The sequence below is a fragment of the Brevibacterium antiquum genome (genome assembly GCF_016107655.1).
GTDB classification, from domain to species: Bacteria; Actinomycetota; Actinomycetes; order Actinomycetales; family Brevibacteriaceae; genus Brevibacterium; species Brevibacterium antiquum.
Genome location: NZ_JABASX010000002.1, coordinates 314,071 through 331,133, shown reverse-complemented (window position 1 = coordinate 331,133; position 17,063 = coordinate 314,071). Strand labels below are relative to the sequence as shown.

General features: G+C 63.1%; 13 protein-coding genes and 1 tRNA gene. 8 read left to right on the top strand and 6 right to left on the bottom strand.

The genetic code is table 11. The annotated features are described in order from the left end of the window. Nucleotides 1-3 precede the first annotated feature (3 nt). A complete protein-coding gene (locus JFC13_RS04740) occupies nucleotides 4-1,140 on the bottom strand; it encodes a C45 family autoproteolytic acyltransferase/hydolase (protein ID WP_198395946.1) in 1,137 nt (378 codons plus the stop codon). A gap of 34 nt (nucleotides 1,141-1,174) precedes the next feature. Continuing rightward, a complete protein-coding gene (locus JFC13_RS04735; protein WP_232488192.1) occupies nucleotides 1,175-2,374 on the bottom strand; it encodes an MBL fold metallo-hydrolase in 1,200 nt (399 codons plus the stop codon). 277 nt (nucleotides 2,375-2,651) lie between these two features. Between JFC13_RS04735 and JFC13_RS04730 the strand changes: the two genes are divergently transcribed. Continuing rightward, nucleotides 2,652-4,025 carry an APC family permease gene (locus tag JFC13_RS04730; protein ID WP_198395945.1) on the top strand — a complete coding sequence of 458 codons (1,374 nt, stop codon included), beginning with the start codon at nucleotides 2,652-2,654 and terminating at the stop codon, nucleotides 4,023-4,025. A 59-nt stretch (nucleotides 4,026-4,084) separates the two neighbouring features. Here JFC13_RS04730 and JFC13_RS04725 read toward each other — a convergent pair. Together JFC13_RS04725 and JFC13_RS04720 are read right to left on the bottom strand one after the other, a co-directional pair. After that, nucleotides 4,085-4,172 (bottom strand) — tRNA-Ser (locus tag JFC13_RS04725). A gap of 102 nt (nucleotides 4,173-4,274) precedes the next feature. After that, nucleotides 4,275-6,521, bottom strand: a complete 2,247-nt coding sequence (locus JFC13_RS04720) for a maltokinase N-terminal cap-like domain-containing protein (RefSeq protein ID WP_198395944.1) — start codon at nucleotides 6,519-6,521, stop codon at nucleotides 4,275-4,277. Nucleotides 6,522-6,769: 248 nt separating this feature from the next. Between JFC13_RS04720 and ilvA the strand changes: the two genes are divergently transcribed. From ilvA to JFC13_RS04695, 5 genes are all read left to right on the top strand, one after another. Next, complete coding sequence (gene ilvA, locus JFC13_RS04715; RefSeq protein ID WP_198395943.1) at nucleotides 6,770-8,056, top strand: threonine ammonia-lyase IlvA; 1,287 nt, start codon at nucleotides 6,770-6,772, stop codon at nucleotides 8,054-8,056. 71 nt (nucleotides 8,057-8,127) lie between these two features. Beyond that, nucleotides 8,128-9,156: an NAD(P)H-quinone oxidoreductase gene (locus tag JFC13_RS04710; protein WP_198395942.1), complete on the top strand. Its 1,029-nt coding sequence runs from the start codon at nucleotides 8,128-8,130 to the stop codon at nucleotides 9,154-9,156. 61 nt (nucleotides 9,157-9,217) lie between these two features. Next, nucleotides 9,218-9,733 (top strand): proteasome activator, encoded by a 516-nt coding sequence (locus JFC13_RS04705; protein ID WP_198395941.1) that lies wholly within the window; start codon nucleotides 9,218-9,220, stop codon nucleotides 9,731-9,733. Then, the gene (locus JFC13_RS04700; protein ID WP_198395940.1) at nucleotides 9,730-10,248 is read left to right on the top strand and encodes a hypothetical protein; all 519 of its coding nucleotides are present in this window, start codon (nucleotides 9,730-9,732) and stop codon (nucleotides 10,246-10,248) included. Before JFC13_RS04705 ends, JFC13_RS04700 begins: the two co-directional genes overlap by 4 nt. Next, nucleotides 10,245-11,066, top strand: a complete 822-nt coding sequence (locus JFC13_RS04695; protein WP_198395939.1) for an HAD family hydrolase — start codon at nucleotides 10,245-10,247, stop codon at nucleotides 11,064-11,066. The genes JFC13_RS04700 and JFC13_RS04695 overlap by 4 nt, the downstream gene beginning before the upstream one ends. A 3-nt stretch (nucleotides 11,067-11,069) precedes the next feature. Here the strand turns inward: JFC13_RS04695 and JFC13_RS04690 are convergent, their stop codons facing one another. Next, entirely contained in the window at nucleotides 11,070-11,918 is an 849-nt protein-coding gene (locus JFC13_RS04690) for an HAD family hydrolase (protein WP_198395938.1), read from the bottom strand. 28 nt (nucleotides 11,919-11,946) lie between these two features. Beyond that, nucleotides 11,947-13,227: a serine--tRNA ligase gene (serS, locus tag JFC13_RS04685; protein WP_198395937.1), complete on the bottom strand. Its 1,281-nt coding sequence runs from the start codon at nucleotides 13,225-13,227 to the stop codon at nucleotides 11,947-11,949. Between the two features lie 97 nt (nucleotides 13,228-13,324). Between serS and JFC13_RS04680 the strand changes: the two genes are divergently transcribed. Further along, nucleotides 13,325-14,440: a diacylglycerol/lipid kinase family protein gene (locus JFC13_RS04680; protein ID WP_232488190.1), complete on the top strand. Its 1,116-nt coding sequence runs from the start codon at nucleotides 13,325-13,327 to the stop codon at nucleotides 14,438-14,440. A 225-nt stretch (nucleotides 14,441-14,665) separates the two neighbouring features. Further along, complete coding sequence (locus JFC13_RS04675; protein WP_198395936.1) at nucleotides 14,666-16,864, top strand: hypothetical protein; 2,199 nt, start codon at nucleotides 14,666-14,668, stop codon at nucleotides 16,862-16,864. Nucleotides 16,865-17,063: the final 199 nt, after the last annotated feature.

The window sequence follows — 17,063 nt, the reverse complement described above, 5'->3', positions numbered from 1 at the left end:
AGCTCAGAGCTGATAGCGGCGATTGCCCTGCATTCCGTCTGCCGGTGAACCGGGAGCCAGGTCGATCTGCTTGCGGTTCGGGTCGATCTGCACGGTGACCAGGGTCGCCGACCGATCCCCGTAGGCGGCACCTGGAGTCGGGGTGCAGGACACGGGCGCTTCGTCTGGCCCTGTGATCAGAAGATCGATGAGCTCGGCCGTTGACTCGGGAGGACCTGAAGTTCCGGCTCGGGCGGAGTATTCCTCCAGTCGCAGTTCGAGGTGAGCGTGGCGTGCCCGTGAGGTCGACGTCGCGTTGAGCTCGAGGCTTCCGGGGACGAGGTCGGGGTGGAGGAAGTGGTTCGTGTGCAGCAGGAATCCTGACTCCGAGCCCGGCGATGTGCTCGCCCCTCCGGCTCGTCGCTCGCGTTTCTGGGCGTTGGCGATCTCGACCTGAACCACCTCGTCGGCGGTGACCACCGTGATGATCGACGAGGAGGTGGTGGGCGCCGAGTGGATGATTTCGAGCGCCTCGTCCAGTGTCATCGCCGTCGACAGGACGCGTTCGAGGATCATGTGGATGGGCACTCCCCCGGCCCCGTCACCCTCGTGCTTGAGGATGTTGAGCAGGACGCCGACTCCGGCTTCGTTGAGTCCGATCTTGCCGAGCATCCCGTATTCGGCGATGCCCACATGACGCAGCTGGCCGGGCACAGCGCCCACATCGTTGATGTGCCACAGCGTCGAGAAGTCGGCAGCCCAATCCCAGTTCTGCGCGGCAAGCGAGCTTCCCGGGCGGGTGAAGCTCACGGTCGAGCACTCCGTCGCCGAGGCCGGTGCCAGGGTCATGATCTCCGTGCGGGCGATGACCTCCATCAGTTCGTCCACGGGCACCTGCGCGCCCTCGGCTACAGCCGCGACCTCCTCGGCGGCCTCCGGCGACCACGTCTGGAGACGTGCGTGACTCGACGCGGCAGCGGCACGGACGTCCGCCTCGGCGATGGACAGGAATTCGAAGTAGCGCCGGTAGCCGGCGATCGCGGATTCGATGCCTGTGCGCAGCTCACGCCCGCGGTGGGCGCCGCGCTGGACGTGGTCAGCGGCTCGCGAGATGAAGGTCTCGGGCCTGACCTCGGCTGCGGGAACGTATTCGGTGCTCATCAGCGTCTCCTCTTCTCACTGGGGCGTGCTCGCCTCATGCCTGTGGGACGAGCGCCCCCGCTCCGACTTCGATGTCCAGGTAGTGCATGTGGGCGGCGGTCTCTGCCAGGGCGGCGAACAGGTTGAAGTTGTGCAGCGATTCGAATCCGCGCGACCAGTGCAGGCCCTGCGCGATCGAGTAGACGCTGTGGTCCTCGGTGGCCTCCATGCGCGCGGTGATCTCATCCAGACGCTGCTGATGATGGTCGACGAGTTCACGCCTGCGGTCGTGGAGACCCTGGAAGCGGAACCCGTGCGCCGGCAGGACCGCCACCTCGGCGTCCAGCTGGCCGATTTTGTCCAGAGAACCCAGATAGTCGCCGAGGCTGTGCGTGATCGCGCCGCTGTCGAGCCCGATGTTCGGGGTGATCGTCGGGAGCACGTGGTCGCCCGAGAACAGCAGCTGGTCCTCATCGCGGATGAAGACCGAGTGGCCGTAGGTGTGGCCCGGTGTCCACAGTGCCCGCAGCGCGCCGGATTCCAGCGGCAGCTCTGAACCGTCCTCGAGGATGGTGATGGTGTCGGGCATGCTGCTCATCAGCAGCGCGAAGTCGTCCTTGGATCCGGCGCCGCCCTTGTCCTTCTTGCTGCCGTCCTTCTTGCTGACCTGGAGACTCTCGACCTCGGACCAGCGGTCTTCGGGAACCCCGTAGGCGCGAGCGATGTTGATGCTCGGGTCGACCCCTGTGCCCAGATCCACGCTCTGGGAGAAGAACCGCTTGATCGAGCGCAGATCTTCGCCGTGCATGGCGACCCACATGTCAGGGTTCTTGTGGAGCAGCGCGGGAACCAGCCCGATGTGGTCGCGGTGGTAATGGGTGATGGCGATCCCGTGGACGTTCGCGACGGAGAATCCCAGGGATCCCAGCGCCGAGGTGAGCGCCAGGTACTGGTCTTTGCCGTCCCAACCGGGATCGATGAGGATCAGACCCGAGCCGTCGGCGATTCCGTAGCAGTAGGTGTAGACGAGTGGGTTGTTGGGGATCGGGACGGGGATCGCCCAGACGCCTTCGGCAACGTTCTCCACTGGGGGCAGAACCCTGTCTTTCCACGCTTTCGACTGCGCCGAGCTGAGTGTTTCGATCGCCATTGTTCGCCGTTGCCTCTCTTCGTCGAGCATCATGGCCGGATCCGTTCGGGACCGAACCATTTCGACCCCGTACTTCTGCGGTCCGACATTGCCAATGCTGATCAACCTACTCTCTTTTCGCTGTTACTGAAAAGTCGTTCGTTAGGCGGGATGAGGGGAAGCGTGGCGGCGCACCACCACTAGCAATCAGCAACCTGGGCTACTGGATTCGTTGCGAATTACACGACACAGGTGAAGTTATCGTTTCATTCCGTGAGATTGATTGCGTTTTCGGTTGTATCGACGATAGCGTCTATGGCGCAGGTCACTTATGCGCTTGTGCGATCGCACGGTCGGGTGGGCGCGCTGCGACATTCGGCAAGACTCATTGGGGAGGATTGATATGGCTGCGTCAGGGTCACTGAAACGCAACCTCGGGCTCTGGTCCATCGTCGGGCTCGGTCTCGGATACATGACGCCGACGGTGGTGTTCGATACGTTCGGAATCGTATCGGACGAAACCGATGGGGCGGTGCCCGCCGCGTACCTCGTCGCGCTCATCGTCATGATCTTCACGGCCTTCAGCTACGGAAAGATGGTCAAGGTCTTCCCGACAGCGGGTTCGGCCTACACCTACACTCGAGAAACCATGAGCCCGGGACTCGGCTTCCTGGTCGGCTGGACCTCCCTCATGGACTACCTGCTGCTGCCGATGGTCAACTGCCTCATCGCCCGCCTGTATATGGAGTCGCTGGTTCCCGATGCCCCCGCCTGGGTGTGGGTGGTCCTCTATACCGTGATCATGACCGGCATCGTCACCACCTCCATGCGCGGAACGGCCAACTTCAACGCCGTCCTCCTGGTCTTCGCCGTCACCATGGTCGCTCTCTTCTGCATCATCGCCGTCGTCAATCTGACCAACGGCGAGGGATCCGGAATCGTCTTCAGCGCCGAGCCCTTCATGCATGAGGGCGTGCACATGTCCGCGTTGCTCACCGGCGCCACCGTGGTCTGCTTCTCCTTCATCGGCTTCGATGCCGTGACGATGTACACCAATGAGGCCAAGCATGTGAGCCTCATGCCCAAGGCGATTCTGCTGACAGTGGTCGCCGGTGGACTCATCTTCCTCCTCGCCAGCTACTTCGCTCAGCAGCTCTTCCCCGACAATTCGCAGTTCAGCGTCGTCGACGACCCCCTGCCGGAGATCGGCCTCCTCACCGGAGGGCCCGTATTCATGGGCTTCTTCCTCGCAGCCGCCTTCGCCGCCACTGTGGCATCGGGCCTGGCCTCCCATGCCTCGGTCTCGCGCATGCTGCTGGTGATGGGACGCAATGGCGTGTTGCCGCGCAAGGCCTTCGGCTACATCCATCCGAAGACCCACACCCCGATGTTCAACATCATCCTGGTCGGCGCGGTGTGCCTGTTGGCGATGTCGTTCAGCCTCGAGTTCATCTCCGCGCTGATCAACTTCGGAGCCCTCATCGCCTTCACCTTCGTCAACCTCACGGTCATCGCTCACTTCGCGTTCCGCACCAGACAGGTCGTCGACTTCAAGTCGGCGTTCAACTACGTGGTGATGCCGGCGATCGGCGCAATACTCACCGGCGTCTTGTGGGTGAGCCTGCATGAGACCGCACTGATCGGCGGAGCGGTCTGGCTGGCCATCGGCGTCATCTACCTGGCCGTGCTCACCCGCGGCTTCAAGCGCACCGTGCGCAGCTTCGACGACCCCGATGCCGACGCCGAGATGTCCGAACCGGAGGCCGCTACGGAGTAGGGATGCGAAAAGTCCCCGTCGCAGTCGTTTTCACGATGCGAACGGGGACTTTCACTTTGCGGAAGCGGTGGGATTCGAACCCACGGAGCGGGGTTGCCGCTCAATGGTTTTCAAGACCATCTCCTTCGGCCGCTCGGACACGCTTCCAAGGGTTCACAATGAACCACGGCCTGCTCCGCACGAGGCTGAGCCACAACAGTTTCTCATAAACCGATTGTCTTCTGCTAATCGGTTCCCGAGGGGCTGGCGTCAGTGCTTAGCTGTGCCGCTGCCCTGCTCAGATGCATCAGTCTGCAACTGCTCGGACATATCGGTCTGTGACTTTTCGGAATCGTCAGTCTGCGACTGCTCCTCCTGCACGACGTGTCGACCAGTCGAATCCGAATCCTCCGGGGCGGCACCGCGCGCAGCGAACGTAGCAGGCACGGGCGAGACGACGAACTCGTCCTCTTCGTCCTCGAATTCCTCATCGTCGAAGGCCGACTGCTCGGCGAGACTTGGGCGACGAATCCTGCTCGGCCTGGCAGCGCCGGTGAACTGCGCCGTCGGTTCCTGCCGAGGTGCGGGACGTGGCTGAGGTTCAGCGGATTCTGTTGTCTCGGAGTCCGTGTCGACGGTGGTGTCTGCGTCCGTGTTGATCACAGAGTCGGTATCAGCCGCAGCATCCTTGTCTGCCTCGGAGTCAGCGTCGGCCGCGGTGTCCGCGTCAGCGAGAGCATCGTCGGCTTCGACCACGAGATCGGGCATCCGCGATTCATCTGCGTCGTTCGAAGTCACAGTGTCGTTCGAAGCCTCCGTGGCACTCGAAACCTCTGCGGCGGTCGCGGGAACGCTGAGTTCCGCCTCGGCGGGGGTGTCACCGGCACGAGCCGGCTTGCCTTTGAGCACCAAGGCCAAGGTCGACAGCGGAACCGAGAGCCAGTTGGGACGATTGCGCAGTTCGGTGACGACCTCCACAAGGAGCCTGTCGATGAGGGCTGCGCGCAGGACAGGATCGCCGAGACCCAGGCTTTCGCCACGGGCACGAGAATAGCCGCTGAGCAGCGAGTTCTGCACCTGCGAGGCCCAGAGGAATTCCGGGGAATCGTAGATGGCCCGCAGCGCCGACGCGTCATTGCCGAAGCCGTTGACGACGAGGCCGCCGTCCTCCGATTCGAGCTCGCCGGTCCGCTGCAATCGTGCGAATCCGGCCGCGTAGTCAACGCTGCGCAGCAATGCCACGAGGTCGAGCGCCACCGGCTTCGGATCCGAGTTCGTCGAGTCCGTGAACTTCACGACCGAGTAGCCGTCGGTTCCTGAGCTCACTACGTGATCAAGAGTCAGCTCGCCATGGATCTTCTGCAGCACGCCGATCGTATTCAGCGACTGCAGCTTCACGCGGTGGGCACGCAGCTCGGGCACCAGGGAATCCAGGGCCAGCGGCGCACGGCCCAGCGCCCAGTCGATGCGCTCAATCCACTTCTTGGCCAGAATCCTCGTCGGTTCGCCCCGACCTTCGACGATGCCGAATTCGGCGGCCATGTCTGAGTGGAGCTCACCGATGCGACGGCCCATCTCTGCGGCCTGAGCGTTATAGGCACCGATCGATCCGGAATCGACGGCGCAGACGATGTCCACTGCTTCGCGCCAGGCGGGTTCGGCGTCGACGTCCACATGGGACAGCAGCGCCATCGGAGCCTCCATCTCGGTGACCTCGAACATGTCGTACCACCGACCCGAGCCCCAGCCGATGACTTCGGGAACACTGCGGGAGCCCGCCTCGGTGAGCAGAACCGGGATCGTCAGCGATGACGGCATCCCGTTCTCCAGCACACGGAAGAAGCTGAGCTCCATCGGCTCGTACTCGTCGTGGATGATGACCGTCGATTTGTGGGCGCCGGAGTCTGTGACCTCAATGGGACGGATGTCGATGGGCAGCTCTTCACGAGGGTCCGTGACCAACGAAGCCTTCGATGGCTTCGGTGGAACCACCTCGGTGGGGGAATTGCTGCGGCCCGAGGCTGACCGAGATGCAGCCGACGCCGCCGGCACCGAAGACTGTGCAGGCTGGCTCTCTCGCGATGCTGCCGCCTTCTCCTGGCTGTGGCGCAGCGATTCTGTGCTCAGCTGGCCGCCGTCGAAGACCTTGCGCTTGGTGATCGCATCGGCCATGAGATTGACGAAGACGGGGTCTGCCGCACCGTCATAGACGAAGACCGGTCCCAGTGCGAGGTCATCGATCCGACCGATCAGCGACTTGCGCAGGTGCATGTCTTCGACTCCACGCAGTGAGAGCGGAATGTTGAGCCGACGCAGGGTCGGACCGTCACCGACAGAGATCACGGTCACGAGACCGGCGAAACCACCGAGCTCCTCAGCCTTATACACAAAGGCGCGAGCCACAGACATCGGGGTGATATCGGGGTCGGTTCCGAAGTCTGCGGCGTGCTTCGGAAACCACGACTGCCGAGGTATCCAGCTGGCTAACAGTTGCTCCAGCTCACTGCTGATGGCCATGTCGCCTCCTTGAAGGAATTACGGGCATCTTCCATCCAATCATGTTACGGCCCTCGCGCTGTTCAGGGCGCACCAGAAATCATCAACTCCGCGCCGATTTCCTTGCCTTCAACGCCCCCTCGCAGTGCGTTCAACGCCCCAGCGCAGTGCCGGTCGGCGGCAGCGGAGTGCTGGTAGGGCAGCTTGCCGGGTGTCCTTATCTCGGAACGAGTTGCACAAGGACAACACAGAAGGAGCACAATGGAGTCGTGTTGAAAAAAGACGTATCACCCCAGCAGCAGACACTCGCGAACGAGGTCGAAGCGGCCGCGACGCGAATTGCCGACTCTGTGATCATGTCTCCCCTGCAGATTTCGGAGCGGCTGTCCGCCGCCACCGGCTCCACCGTCTACCTCAAACGCGAGGACCTGCAGATGGTGCGTTCATACAAGGTCCGCGGCGCCTTCAACTTCATGCTTCAGCTCGACGAGACCGAGCGTGCCCGCGGAGTCGTGTGCGCCTCGGCGGGCAACCATGCCCAGGGCTTCGCCCGCGCGTGCAAGGAACTGGGCATCCAGGGCACCATCTTCGTCCCCAAGACCACGCCGAGGCAGAAGGTCGACCGGGTCCGTCACTTCGGCGGCGACTGGGTCACGATCGAGATCTCCGGCTCCACCTATGACGACGCATCGGCACTGGCCCACCGGCACGCCGAACGCAACGATGCCCTCCTCGTCTCGGCCTTCGACGATCTTCGCACCATCGCCGGCCAGGGCACGGTCGCTGTGGAGATCGCTTCCCAGCTCGAGGCTGCACCCGACTACATCATCGTGCCTGTCGGCGGCGGCGGAGTGATCTCCGGAATCGCGGCCTATGCGGCTCAGAACCTGCCGGCCACCACCGTCATCGGCGCCGAACCAGCGGGTGCCGCCTCGATGATCGCGGCACTCAAGGCCGGACGGCCGGTCACCTTGGAGAACATCGATCCCTTTGCCGACGGCACCGCAGTCAAGCGCGCCGGGGCACTGACCTACGACATCGTCTCCGACCTCGATGTCGATGTCCGCCCCGTTGCCGAGGGCGCAGTGGCCACGGAGATGCTCGACATGTATCAGGTCGACGGCATCATCGCCGAGCCCTCCGGGGCAATCGCCTCGGCAGCCATCGGGAAGCCGGGAACGGGCAAGCCGATCGCCATCGAACCGGGATCGACCGTCGTGTGTCTGGTCTCCGGCGGCAACAACGACATCTCCCGCTACCCGGAGATCTTGGAGCGCTCACTCGTCCACGAAGGCCTCAAGCACTACTTCATCGTCGACTTCCCGCAGGAGCCCGGCGCCCTGCGTCGCTTCCTCAACGAGATCCTCGGCCCCGACGACGACATCGCGATGTTCGAGTACGTCAAACGCTCCGATCGTGAAACCGGCCCTGCCTTCGTCGGCATCGAACTCGGCTATGCCGAGGACCTGCCGAACCTGCTCGAACGTATGGACGCCTCGCAGATCGAGATCGAACGCGTGCACCAGAACTCACCGATGTTCCGCCTCTTCGCCTGAGACCCTGCGGGCCTGATCTCAGACGTGAAGTGACCTCGGCCGAATCTCGGCCGAACCACTAGAGTGGAATCATGCGAGCAATCACGATTTCCACTCCAGGCGGTCCCGAAGTCCTTCAGGTCACCGAGGAGCCGACCCCGGACATCGCGGCCGACGAAGTGCTGGTCACAGTGCACGCGGCCGGAGTCAACCGCGCCGATCTGCTGCAGCGCCAGGGCTTCTACGACCCACCGGCCGGTGCCACGCTGATCCCGGGCCTCGAGGTCTCCGGAACGATCGCCGAGCTCGGCTCCGAGGTCACCGGATGGAAAGTCGGCGACCGAGTCGCCGCCCTCCTCTCCGGTGGAGGATATGCCGAGTCGGTCCCTGTTCCCGCAGGCCAGCTGCTTCCAGTCCCTGACAGTCTCGACCTCACCGAGGCTGCGGGCCTGCCCGAGGTTCTGTCGACCGTGCATTCCAACATCGTCGGCAACGCGAACATCCAGTCCGGCGAATGGCTCCTCGTCCACGGCGGCGGATCGGGAATCGGCACAGCCGCCATCCAGATCGCTGCGCACCTCGGCGTGAAGATCGTCGTCACCGTCGGATCCGAACGCAAGGCCGAATTCTGCCGCAGCCTCGGCGCCGATGCCGTCATCAACTATCGTGACGAGGACTTCGTCGAACGCGTCCACGAGATCTGCGTTCGCCCCGACGGTTCCACCGGCGCCGACGTCATCCTCGACATCATCGGCGCGAAGTACCTGAAGTCCAACGTCAAGGCCCTGGGCACCGACGGGCGCCTGGTCATCATCGGCATGCAGGGCGGCGCGAAGGCCGAACTCAGCATCGCCTCGCTCATGCAGCCACGCAAGTCGGTCGCCGGCACGACGCTCCGGGCACGGCCCAAGGAGCAGAAGATCAAGATCGTCGCCGAGGTGGCCGCACAGTTGTGGCCGGCAGTGATCTCCGGTGGCATCCGCCCGATCGTCCACGAGACGATGCCCCTGTCCGATGCGCCCAAAGCGCATACCGCCTTGGAAGAGGGCGCAAGCATCGGAAAGGTGCTGCTCATCGTCGACGAGTCAACGCCTGCCGCGAAGTCCGAGCAGCACGTCTGAGGTTCATTGAGGCTGAGGCCCAGCGCGTCTGAGCTTCAGCGCAGGAAGAAGGTGTCCGATCATGACCAGCACTCCCGAACAGCCGACGAATCCCGCCGGTGAATCCGTCGAGGAGTCATCGTCCGAGGTCGATGTGTCCTCCCCCGCGAAGGTGATGCGGATCGGGACCATGGTCAAGCAGCTCCTCGAAGAGGTTCGCAGCACCGACCTCGATGAGAAGGGACGAGAGCGTCTGGCGAAGATCCACCGCCGGTCGATCGACGAACTCGAGGACGGGCTGTCCAAGGATCTCATCGACGAACTCGAACGCCTCGACCTGCCCTTCGACACGAGCGATGGCCCTCCGACGAACTCCGAGCTGCGCATCGCCCAGGCCCAGCTGGTCGGCTGGCTGGAGGGACTCTTCCACGGCATCCAGACCGCGATCATGGCACAGCAGGCGATGGCGCAGCAGGGGCCTGCCGGGCATGGACAGCTGCCAGCTGGAATGGTGGCACCCGGGACCGCTCCGAGCGCAGCCGGCAACGGCCAGAATCAGGACGACGCCGACGACCGCCGCACCGGCAACTACCTGTGAAGAACATCTTCTCCGGGCTGCGAAAACCGGGCGGATCCTCCTCGCGCAAGGGCCCCGACCAGCAGTTCGGGACTGGACTCTGGCGCCATAACCGCGACCGGTTCATCCGCGCCGTCGACCGCTACTACACCACCTCGGTGGCCATCCACGAGCTGTCGGCCGATGGCCGAAGTCCGTCTGCCGACGCGAACACGATCATCGAGGGGACGCAGCGCCTCAACGATCTGGTGCCGGTCGTCGACGAGATCACTGCGCGGCTGAACACCCAGCACCCGGTCTCCGGGCAGGTCGTTCCCGGCCACACCCGAAATGCTGTCGGTGACACTCCGGAGCTGCTGACCAAGGCCTCGTCGAAGGTCGCCGAGGCGGTGCTCGCGGCATCGATGGCCCGCACCGAGATCATCGCCGGGCGACAGATCAGCCCAAGTGCGAAGGCGACCGAACGGTTCATCGCCGACGCTGCGCAGCTGCTCGAACGCGTCCAGGAGAATCTGGAAGGGCTGGAGCAATCATGACGCCACCTCAAGGCTTTGATCTGGGCCTCGTCGCCAGTGATATCGACGGTACTCTTCTGCTTGATTGGAAGCCCATCTCCACGGCCACGATCGATGCGATCCACCGCTGCCAGGACATGGACATCCCCTTCGTCCTCGTCACCGGTCGGCCGATCAGGTGGCTGGAAGCGATAGCCGCACAGATACCCGACCTCGGTCGTGTCATCTGCCTCAACGGAGCAGTCGTCTATGACATCGCCTCGGCGAGTGTGGTCTCTGCTCACACGATCGAATTCTCCGAAGTTGAGAAGATCATCGCCACGATCACCGCTTCCCACCCGGAGGCGCATTTCGCGTTCGAGACCCTCACCGGCGGACTCGTCGACAAGAACTTCATCTCCCGCAACCCCCGACAGGCCCACGTCATGGAGGACCTGTCGGAGCTGGCCACGCGTGATGTCGTGAAGATCCTCGTCAGCATCGGCTCCGAGGACTCAGCGGCCCTCCACGAGCTGCTTGATCCTCTGGTCGCCGCGAACTGCCATGCTTCGTTCTCAGACCCTGTCAACGGTCTCGTCGAACTGGCTCCGGCAGGTGTCACGAAGGCGAAGACGCTCGAGGAACTGTGCGACCACCTCGGCGTGGCCCGTGATCAGGTGATGGCGTTCGGGGACATGCCCAACGACATCGAGATGCTGACCTGGGCCGGGCACGGCGTCGCCATGGGCAACGCGCTGCAGTCAGTGAAGGACTGCGCTGCCACCGTCACCGACGCAGTCGACGAGGATGGCGTCGCACGCTACCTGAGTGCCGTGCTCGACGCCCGCGCTGCGCGCTGAGCCTCAGGTGTGGGTGTCGCGGGAACCGCTGAGTGAAAGCACCTCGCGGTCGAGGTCGAAGTAGTCGACGAGAGCGACGGCCAAGCCATCGTTGTCAACCGTCTCCGTCACGAGCGATGCATGCTGTTTGAGCACGTCCTTCGACTGACCCATGACGATTCCGTGATGGACCCACTCGATCATTTCGATGTCGTTGAGTCCGTCACCGGCGCCGATGCTCAGTTCGTGGTCGATTCCGAGTTCGGATTCGACGAGTTCGAGGCCACTGGCCTTCGAGACCCCGTCGGGGGCGATGTCGAGCCAATTGCTCCAGCCCACCGAATAGCTGACTTCGTGGAGACCGAGACGATCGACAGCCTCGGCGAATTCCTCCGCAGTGCCGTTGACCTCTCGCATGACGATGCGGGTGGCGCGCTTCTGCAGGAGCTGCTCGAAATCGACGATGTCGAGCGTGTCCGATTCCGCGAGCTCACCCGCGGGGAATGGTCCTGAGGCCCACCGGTGCAGGTCAGGGTCCTCAACGAGGAACAGTGCGTTCGGCAGTGCCTCGTGCATCTTCTCCAGAGCGTCCTTGGGGTCGAAGGACACGACGTGGTGCATCTCCCAGCCCAGCGGCGAAGCGGGGTCGAGCTTGACGACGACAGATCCGTTCGAGCAGACGACGAACCCTTCCTTGAGGTCGAGTGCGTGCACGACCTCAAGCGCTCCGGGCAGTGCCCGTCCGGTGGAGATGACGAGGTGATGACCGGCTTCGGCGAGCTGGGTCAGCACCTGGCGGACGGGCTCGGACAGTGATCCGTCGTAGTTGACGATGGTGCCGTCGATGTCGAGCGCGATGAGGTGTTCGGGCAATTTCTCTCCAAGCTTGAGGATCGTGGCTTCAGTAACGCGGGCCCTCTGGTCCCTGAGCGGTCATGCCGCCGAGGTAGGGGCGCAGTGCCGCGGGAACCGTGACCGAACCGTCCGCCTGCTGGTGGTTCTCCAGGATCGGGACGAGCCAGCGGGTGTTGGCCATGGTTCCGTTGAGTGTGGCGACGGGGCGGGTGGCTCCGTCGTAGCGTTCGCGGACCTGCAGGCGGCGCGCCTGGAAGGTCGTGCAGTTCGAGGTCGAGGTCAGTTCGCGGTAGGTGTCCTGTGTCGGGACCCAGGCTTCGCAGTCGAATTTGCGTGCTGCGGAGTCTCCGAGGTCGCCGGCCGCGGTGTCGATGACGCGGTAGGGCAGTTCGCACAGACCCAGCATCTTCTCCTGCAGGGACAGCATGCGCTCGTGCTCGGCCGCGGCGTCCTCGACCTCGACGTAGGCGAACATCTCCACCTTCTGGAACTGGTGGACGCGGATGATTCCGCGGGTGTCCTTGCCGTAGGAGCCGGCCTCGCGGCGGTAGCAGGAGGAGATTCCGGCGTAGCGCAGCGGACCGTCGCTCAGGTCGATGATCTCGTCCATGTGGAGTCCGGCCAGGGGCACCTCGGAGGTGCCGACGAGGAACAGGTCATCGGCTTCGAGTCGGTAGACCTCGTCGGCGTGCTCGCCGAGGAATCCGGTCCCGCGCATGACTTCGGGCTTGACCAGAGTCGGTGTGATGGTCGGGATGAAGCCGGCTTCTTCGGCCACGTCGCGGGCCAGGTTGAGCAGGGCCATCTCCAGCTTGGCACCGAAGCCGGTGAGGTAGTGGAAGCGCGAACCTGCGACCTTGGTGCCCCGTGCGGTGTCGATCGCTTTGAGCGTCTCCCCGATCTCGAGGTGGTCGGCCGGTTCGAAGCCGTCGGTGCTGAAGTCACGCGGTTCGCCCACAGTCTTCAGGGTCACGAAGTTCTCTTCGCCGCCGGAGGGGATGCCTTCGACGATGAGGTTCGGAAGCTTTCCTGCGAGCTTGTCGAATGCGAAGCTCGCCTCTTCGGACTCGGCCTGCAGTGCCTTGACCTTGGCAGACTTCTCTTTGCCCTCTGCGATGAGCGCGGGCTTGTCCTCTTTGGCCGCTTTCGCGATCTGAGAGGAGAAGGACTTCTGATCGGCGCGCGCGTCCTCGTATGCCGTGATGGCAGAGCGGCGTGCGGAATCAGCGGCGAGGACTTCGTCAACGAGGTCGACGGACGAGCCGCGGGCCTCCTGCGATGCCTTGAACAGGTCCGGGTCTTCTCTGAGGAGCGCTAGATCGATCACCCTCTCAGCTTAACGGCCCTCGACTCTTTTCGATATTCGAGCGACACTCACGCGGGTGGCCAGCTCCCTCTCAAGATGGGCACTGTAAATTTGAGACATGACCATCGCATTGGACCCCATGATGACGTGGTTCGTCGTCGCCGGCATCGTCGTGGTGCTGCTCGTCGCGTTCTTCGTCGGCCACCGCACCGGGGCTCGTCGTGCCCTGAGCCGGATTCGACAGTACTCCAGAGGCTCCGATCCCGATGGTCCAGACAGCGAGAACTCTGGCCGCTACCGGGCCGCTCTCATCGTCAATCCGACCAAGACCGATGTCAGCAGACTGGCTTCGACCGCCGAGGCGATCTGTCGTTTCGAAGGCTGGAGCGCACCGCTGGTCATCGAGACCACACCCGAGGACTCCGGCGAAGGGGCCACGGCTCGTGCACTTGACGAGGGGGTCGACGTTGTCATCGCTGCCGGCGGCGACGGCACGGTCCGAGCCGTCTCCTCGGCGCTGGTGGGATCATCGACACCGATGGGGATCGTTCCCTTGGGGACGGGTAATCTCCTGTCGCGAAATCTCGACATCGTGCTCGACAAAACCGAGTGGGCTCTTCGCATCGCCCTGTGGGGCCGCAACCGCAGAATCGACGTCGGGACCGCGAAGACCGCCGAGGATGGGGACACTCACGTCTTCACTGTGATGACCGGTCTGGGGTTCGATGCTGCGGTCATGGCCGATACCAATTCCGATCTCAAGTCCCGTCTCGGCTGGCTGGCCTACGTCGAGGCCGGGTCCAGGAAGCTCGTCGGCCGCCCCAGTCACGTGAAGGTGACTTTCGACGACGACTATCGGGTCTCCGCTCGCGTGCGATCAGTCCTCGGCGGCAACTGCGGGAAGCTGCAGGGCGGCATCCAGCTTCTGCCACAGGCCGTCATCGATGACGGGATGCTCGATGTGCTCATCGTCAGTCCGAAGAACCTGGGCCAATGGGTGGGCGTCCTTGCCTCTGTTCTGGGACGGAAGACGTCGAAGGGCCTGCACACAGACATCAGGAAATGCCAGAAGGTCGTCATCGAATCCGGCGAGGAGCTCGATGTGCAGCTGGACGGGGATCCGATCGGCCAGTCGGGATATCTGGCGATGGAGGTCATGCCTGCGGCATTGACCGTTCGCGTGCCCACAGTTGAGCAGCGCAAGCAGATCCGGGCCGAGGCCTGGCCGGTCTGAGCGTACGGCTGCCAGCTGGTCTTGGAACCAGCATCGGCCGGTAGGTGAGTGCCACTACCGGCCGGTCACATCACGAGAACGTCTCGATGTCGTCGATTCGTTGACCAAAGTGTTACAGCTATTCACCCTGAACTAAACGTACATAAGTAGTTCAGGGCATTCCCTGTATCTAGGATGGCTGTCAGATGTGCACCCCCTCACAATTCCAAGATTGAAGGCACTCCAATGAAGAAGCTCATCCTCGCGCCGGCCGTGGCCCTCGCGTTCACTGGCCTGGTGGCCGCCCCAGTCGCCGCCGCCGAGGCCCCGTCATCGACGCAGTCTGACTCCGCCGAGGCCAAAGCAGAGCAGATCAAGAAGGAAAAGGCCGAAAAGCTCGCCGCCGAGAAGGCTGAGCAGAAGAAGGCCGACGAGAAGGCTGCTGCCGATAAGGCAGCCAAAGAGAAGGCAGCCAAGGACAAGGCTGAGCAGGAGAAGAAGGACGCAGCCGACAAGAAGGCCGCCGACAAGAAGAAGGCTGCTGACAAGGCAGACGAAAAATCCGGCGACGACGCCAAGGATTCGAAGAAGCCGGCACCTAAGGACGATGGTTCCAAGGACTCCAAGAAGGACGACTCCGCCAAGGACGACGACAAGAGCAAGGACCCGAAGGATTCCGAGGCTCCTAAGGACGACGTCGAAGAGATCAATGCACAGCTGAAGGTCTCCAACTCCTCGATCACGGCCGAAGACCTCGCAACCAAGGGCGTCAAGGTCACGGTCACCGGCCTGGAGAAGGGCGATAAGCTCTCGACCTCCGGTCTGAGCGCGCCCGCTACGACAGCCGCCGGTTCGACCGCGACTCTGAACGTCAAGTACAACGGCGACGCGGCACACCTCAAGGACGGCAAGAAGTCCTTCAACGTCCAGGTTGCACGCCAAGGAGCGACCACCGAGAAACTCAATGGCGGCCTTGACATTCAGGCTGCGGGCGACAACCCCATCGAAGCCTCGCTCAAGGTCGATCCCACCCAGATCACAGCCGAAGACCTCGCTGATGAGAGCAAGGGCGTCACTGTGACCGTCTCGAACGTCCAGGAGGGTGACACCGTCAGAGACTCGTTGACGGGCAAGACCAAGACAGTTGATGCGGACGGCACATTCTCCTTCAGCATCTACTACGACGGCGACGCCGCGAACCTCAAGCCAGGCAAGCAGGCGCTCACGGTCACCATCGATCGCGCGGATGAAGAGTCGGTTGACCTCAACGGCAACATCAACGTCGTTGACGAGGTCGTCGAGGTCGACCCAAAAATCTCGCTTTCAACCAACGAGATCTCGGCTTCCGACTTCGAAGAGGACGGACTCAAGGTCACCGGCGAAGGCTTCACCCCCAACGGCACTGTCACCGTCTCAGGCAACGCCCCACAGTCACCGTTCTTCCAGGACGAAGTCACCGCCGATGCCAGTGGCAAGATCAGCGCTACCGTCAAAGCACCTGAAGGCGGCCTGGAAGCCGGCGACTACTCTGTCTCCGCGGTGGACGCCGACACTGAGGAAGTCACGAACTTCGCCGACTTCACCGTCACCGATGACGACGCTGTTGATCCGATCGATGCTTCGCTGAAGGTCGATCCCAAGGAGATCACAGCAGCGGATCTCGCCAACAAGGACAAGGGCGTCACCGTCACCGTCTCGGGCGTCAAAAAGGGTGACAAGATCACCGATTCCCTGACCGGGGACACCGAAACCGCCGACGCGGATGGCGACTACAAGCTCCACCTCTACTACCAGGGCAATCCCGACAGCCTCGAAGAGGGCAAGGTGCCGTTCACGGTCACCGTTGACCGCGAGGGTACCGAGTCGGAGACGCTCAAGGGCAACATCAATGTCGTCGCCGAAGACAAAGAAGACGGCGATGACGGAGACAATGGAGACGGAGCGGACACTCCCGAGGCTCCTGCAGAAGCGTCGTTCACGGTCTCACCGAAGATGCTTGAAGCCGCAGACTTCGCCAACGAGAAGAAGGGCGTCACCTTGGCAGTCGAAGACTGCGAGCCCGGCTCGGACGTGCACTTCGCGGTCACCCCCAAGGGCATCCCGGTCACAGCGTACGAAAACACGGTCAAGGCCGATGACGAGGGCAAGGCTTCGGTCAATGTCTTCGGCACCTCCGACAATATTTCGGCATATGTCGGCGCCTACACAGCCAGCGCAATCTGCGGCGATGACTCGATGAAGGAATCGTTCACAGTCACGGCCGGCGCAGACGGCGGCGGCAGCGACGGAAGCGACAACGGCGGAAACGATGGCAGCCAGCTGCCACGCACCGGTACAGACCTTGGCGGTCTCGCCTCGGGAGCGATCCTCCTCCTCATCGGCGGAGCAGCGATCGCCGTGACCGGTCGCCGCACGAAGGTCGGACAGTCACCGACCGACTTCTGAATAAGAATCGCAGGGTGATCACTCGATGAAGCTGATCATGTGAGTGCTTGAATGGGTGTGGCCCCGACTTCGGTCGGGGCCACACCCATTTTCAACAAGTCCGCTGTTCAAACTAGCCAACGACACCTATGACGGACCTGAACAACAAATGTGAACACAACGACCACAACTATGCTCGTTGTATATATTTCATTATTGT

Excerpts from the sequence above, each read along its gene's own strand:
- JFC13_RS04740 (WP_198395946.1), bottom strand. The coding sequence starts at position 1,140 with ATGAGCACCGAATACGTTCCCGCAGCCGAGGTCAGGCCCGAGACCTTC.
- JFC13_RS04730 (WP_198395945.1), top strand. The coding sequence starts at position 2,652 with ATGGCTGCGTCAGGGTCACTGAAACGCAACCTCGGGCTCTGGTCCATC.
- JFC13_RS04720 (WP_198395944.1), bottom strand. The coding sequence starts at position 6,521 with ATGGCCATCAGCAGTGAGCTGGAGCAACTGTTAGCCAGCTGGATACCT.
- JFC13_RS04710 (WP_198395942.1), top strand. The coding sequence starts at position 8,128 with ATGCGAGCAATCACGATTTCCACTCCAGGCGGTCCCGAAGTCCTTCAG.
- JFC13_RS04705 (WP_198395941.1), top strand. The coding sequence starts at position 9,218 with ATGACCAGCACTCCCGAACAGCCGACGAATCCCGCCGGTGAATCCGTC.
- JFC13_RS04695 (WP_198395939.1), top strand. The coding sequence starts at position 10,245 with ATGACGCCACCTCAAGGCTTTGATCTGGGCCTCGTCGCCAGTGATATC.
- JFC13_RS04680 (WP_232488190.1), top strand. The coding sequence starts at position 13,325 with ATGACCATCGCATTGGACCCCATGATGACGTGGTTCGTCGTCGCCGGC.
- JFC13_RS04675 (WP_198395936.1), top strand. The coding sequence starts at position 14,666 with ATGAAGAAGCTCATCCTCGCGCCGGCCGTGGCCCTCGCGTTCACTGGC.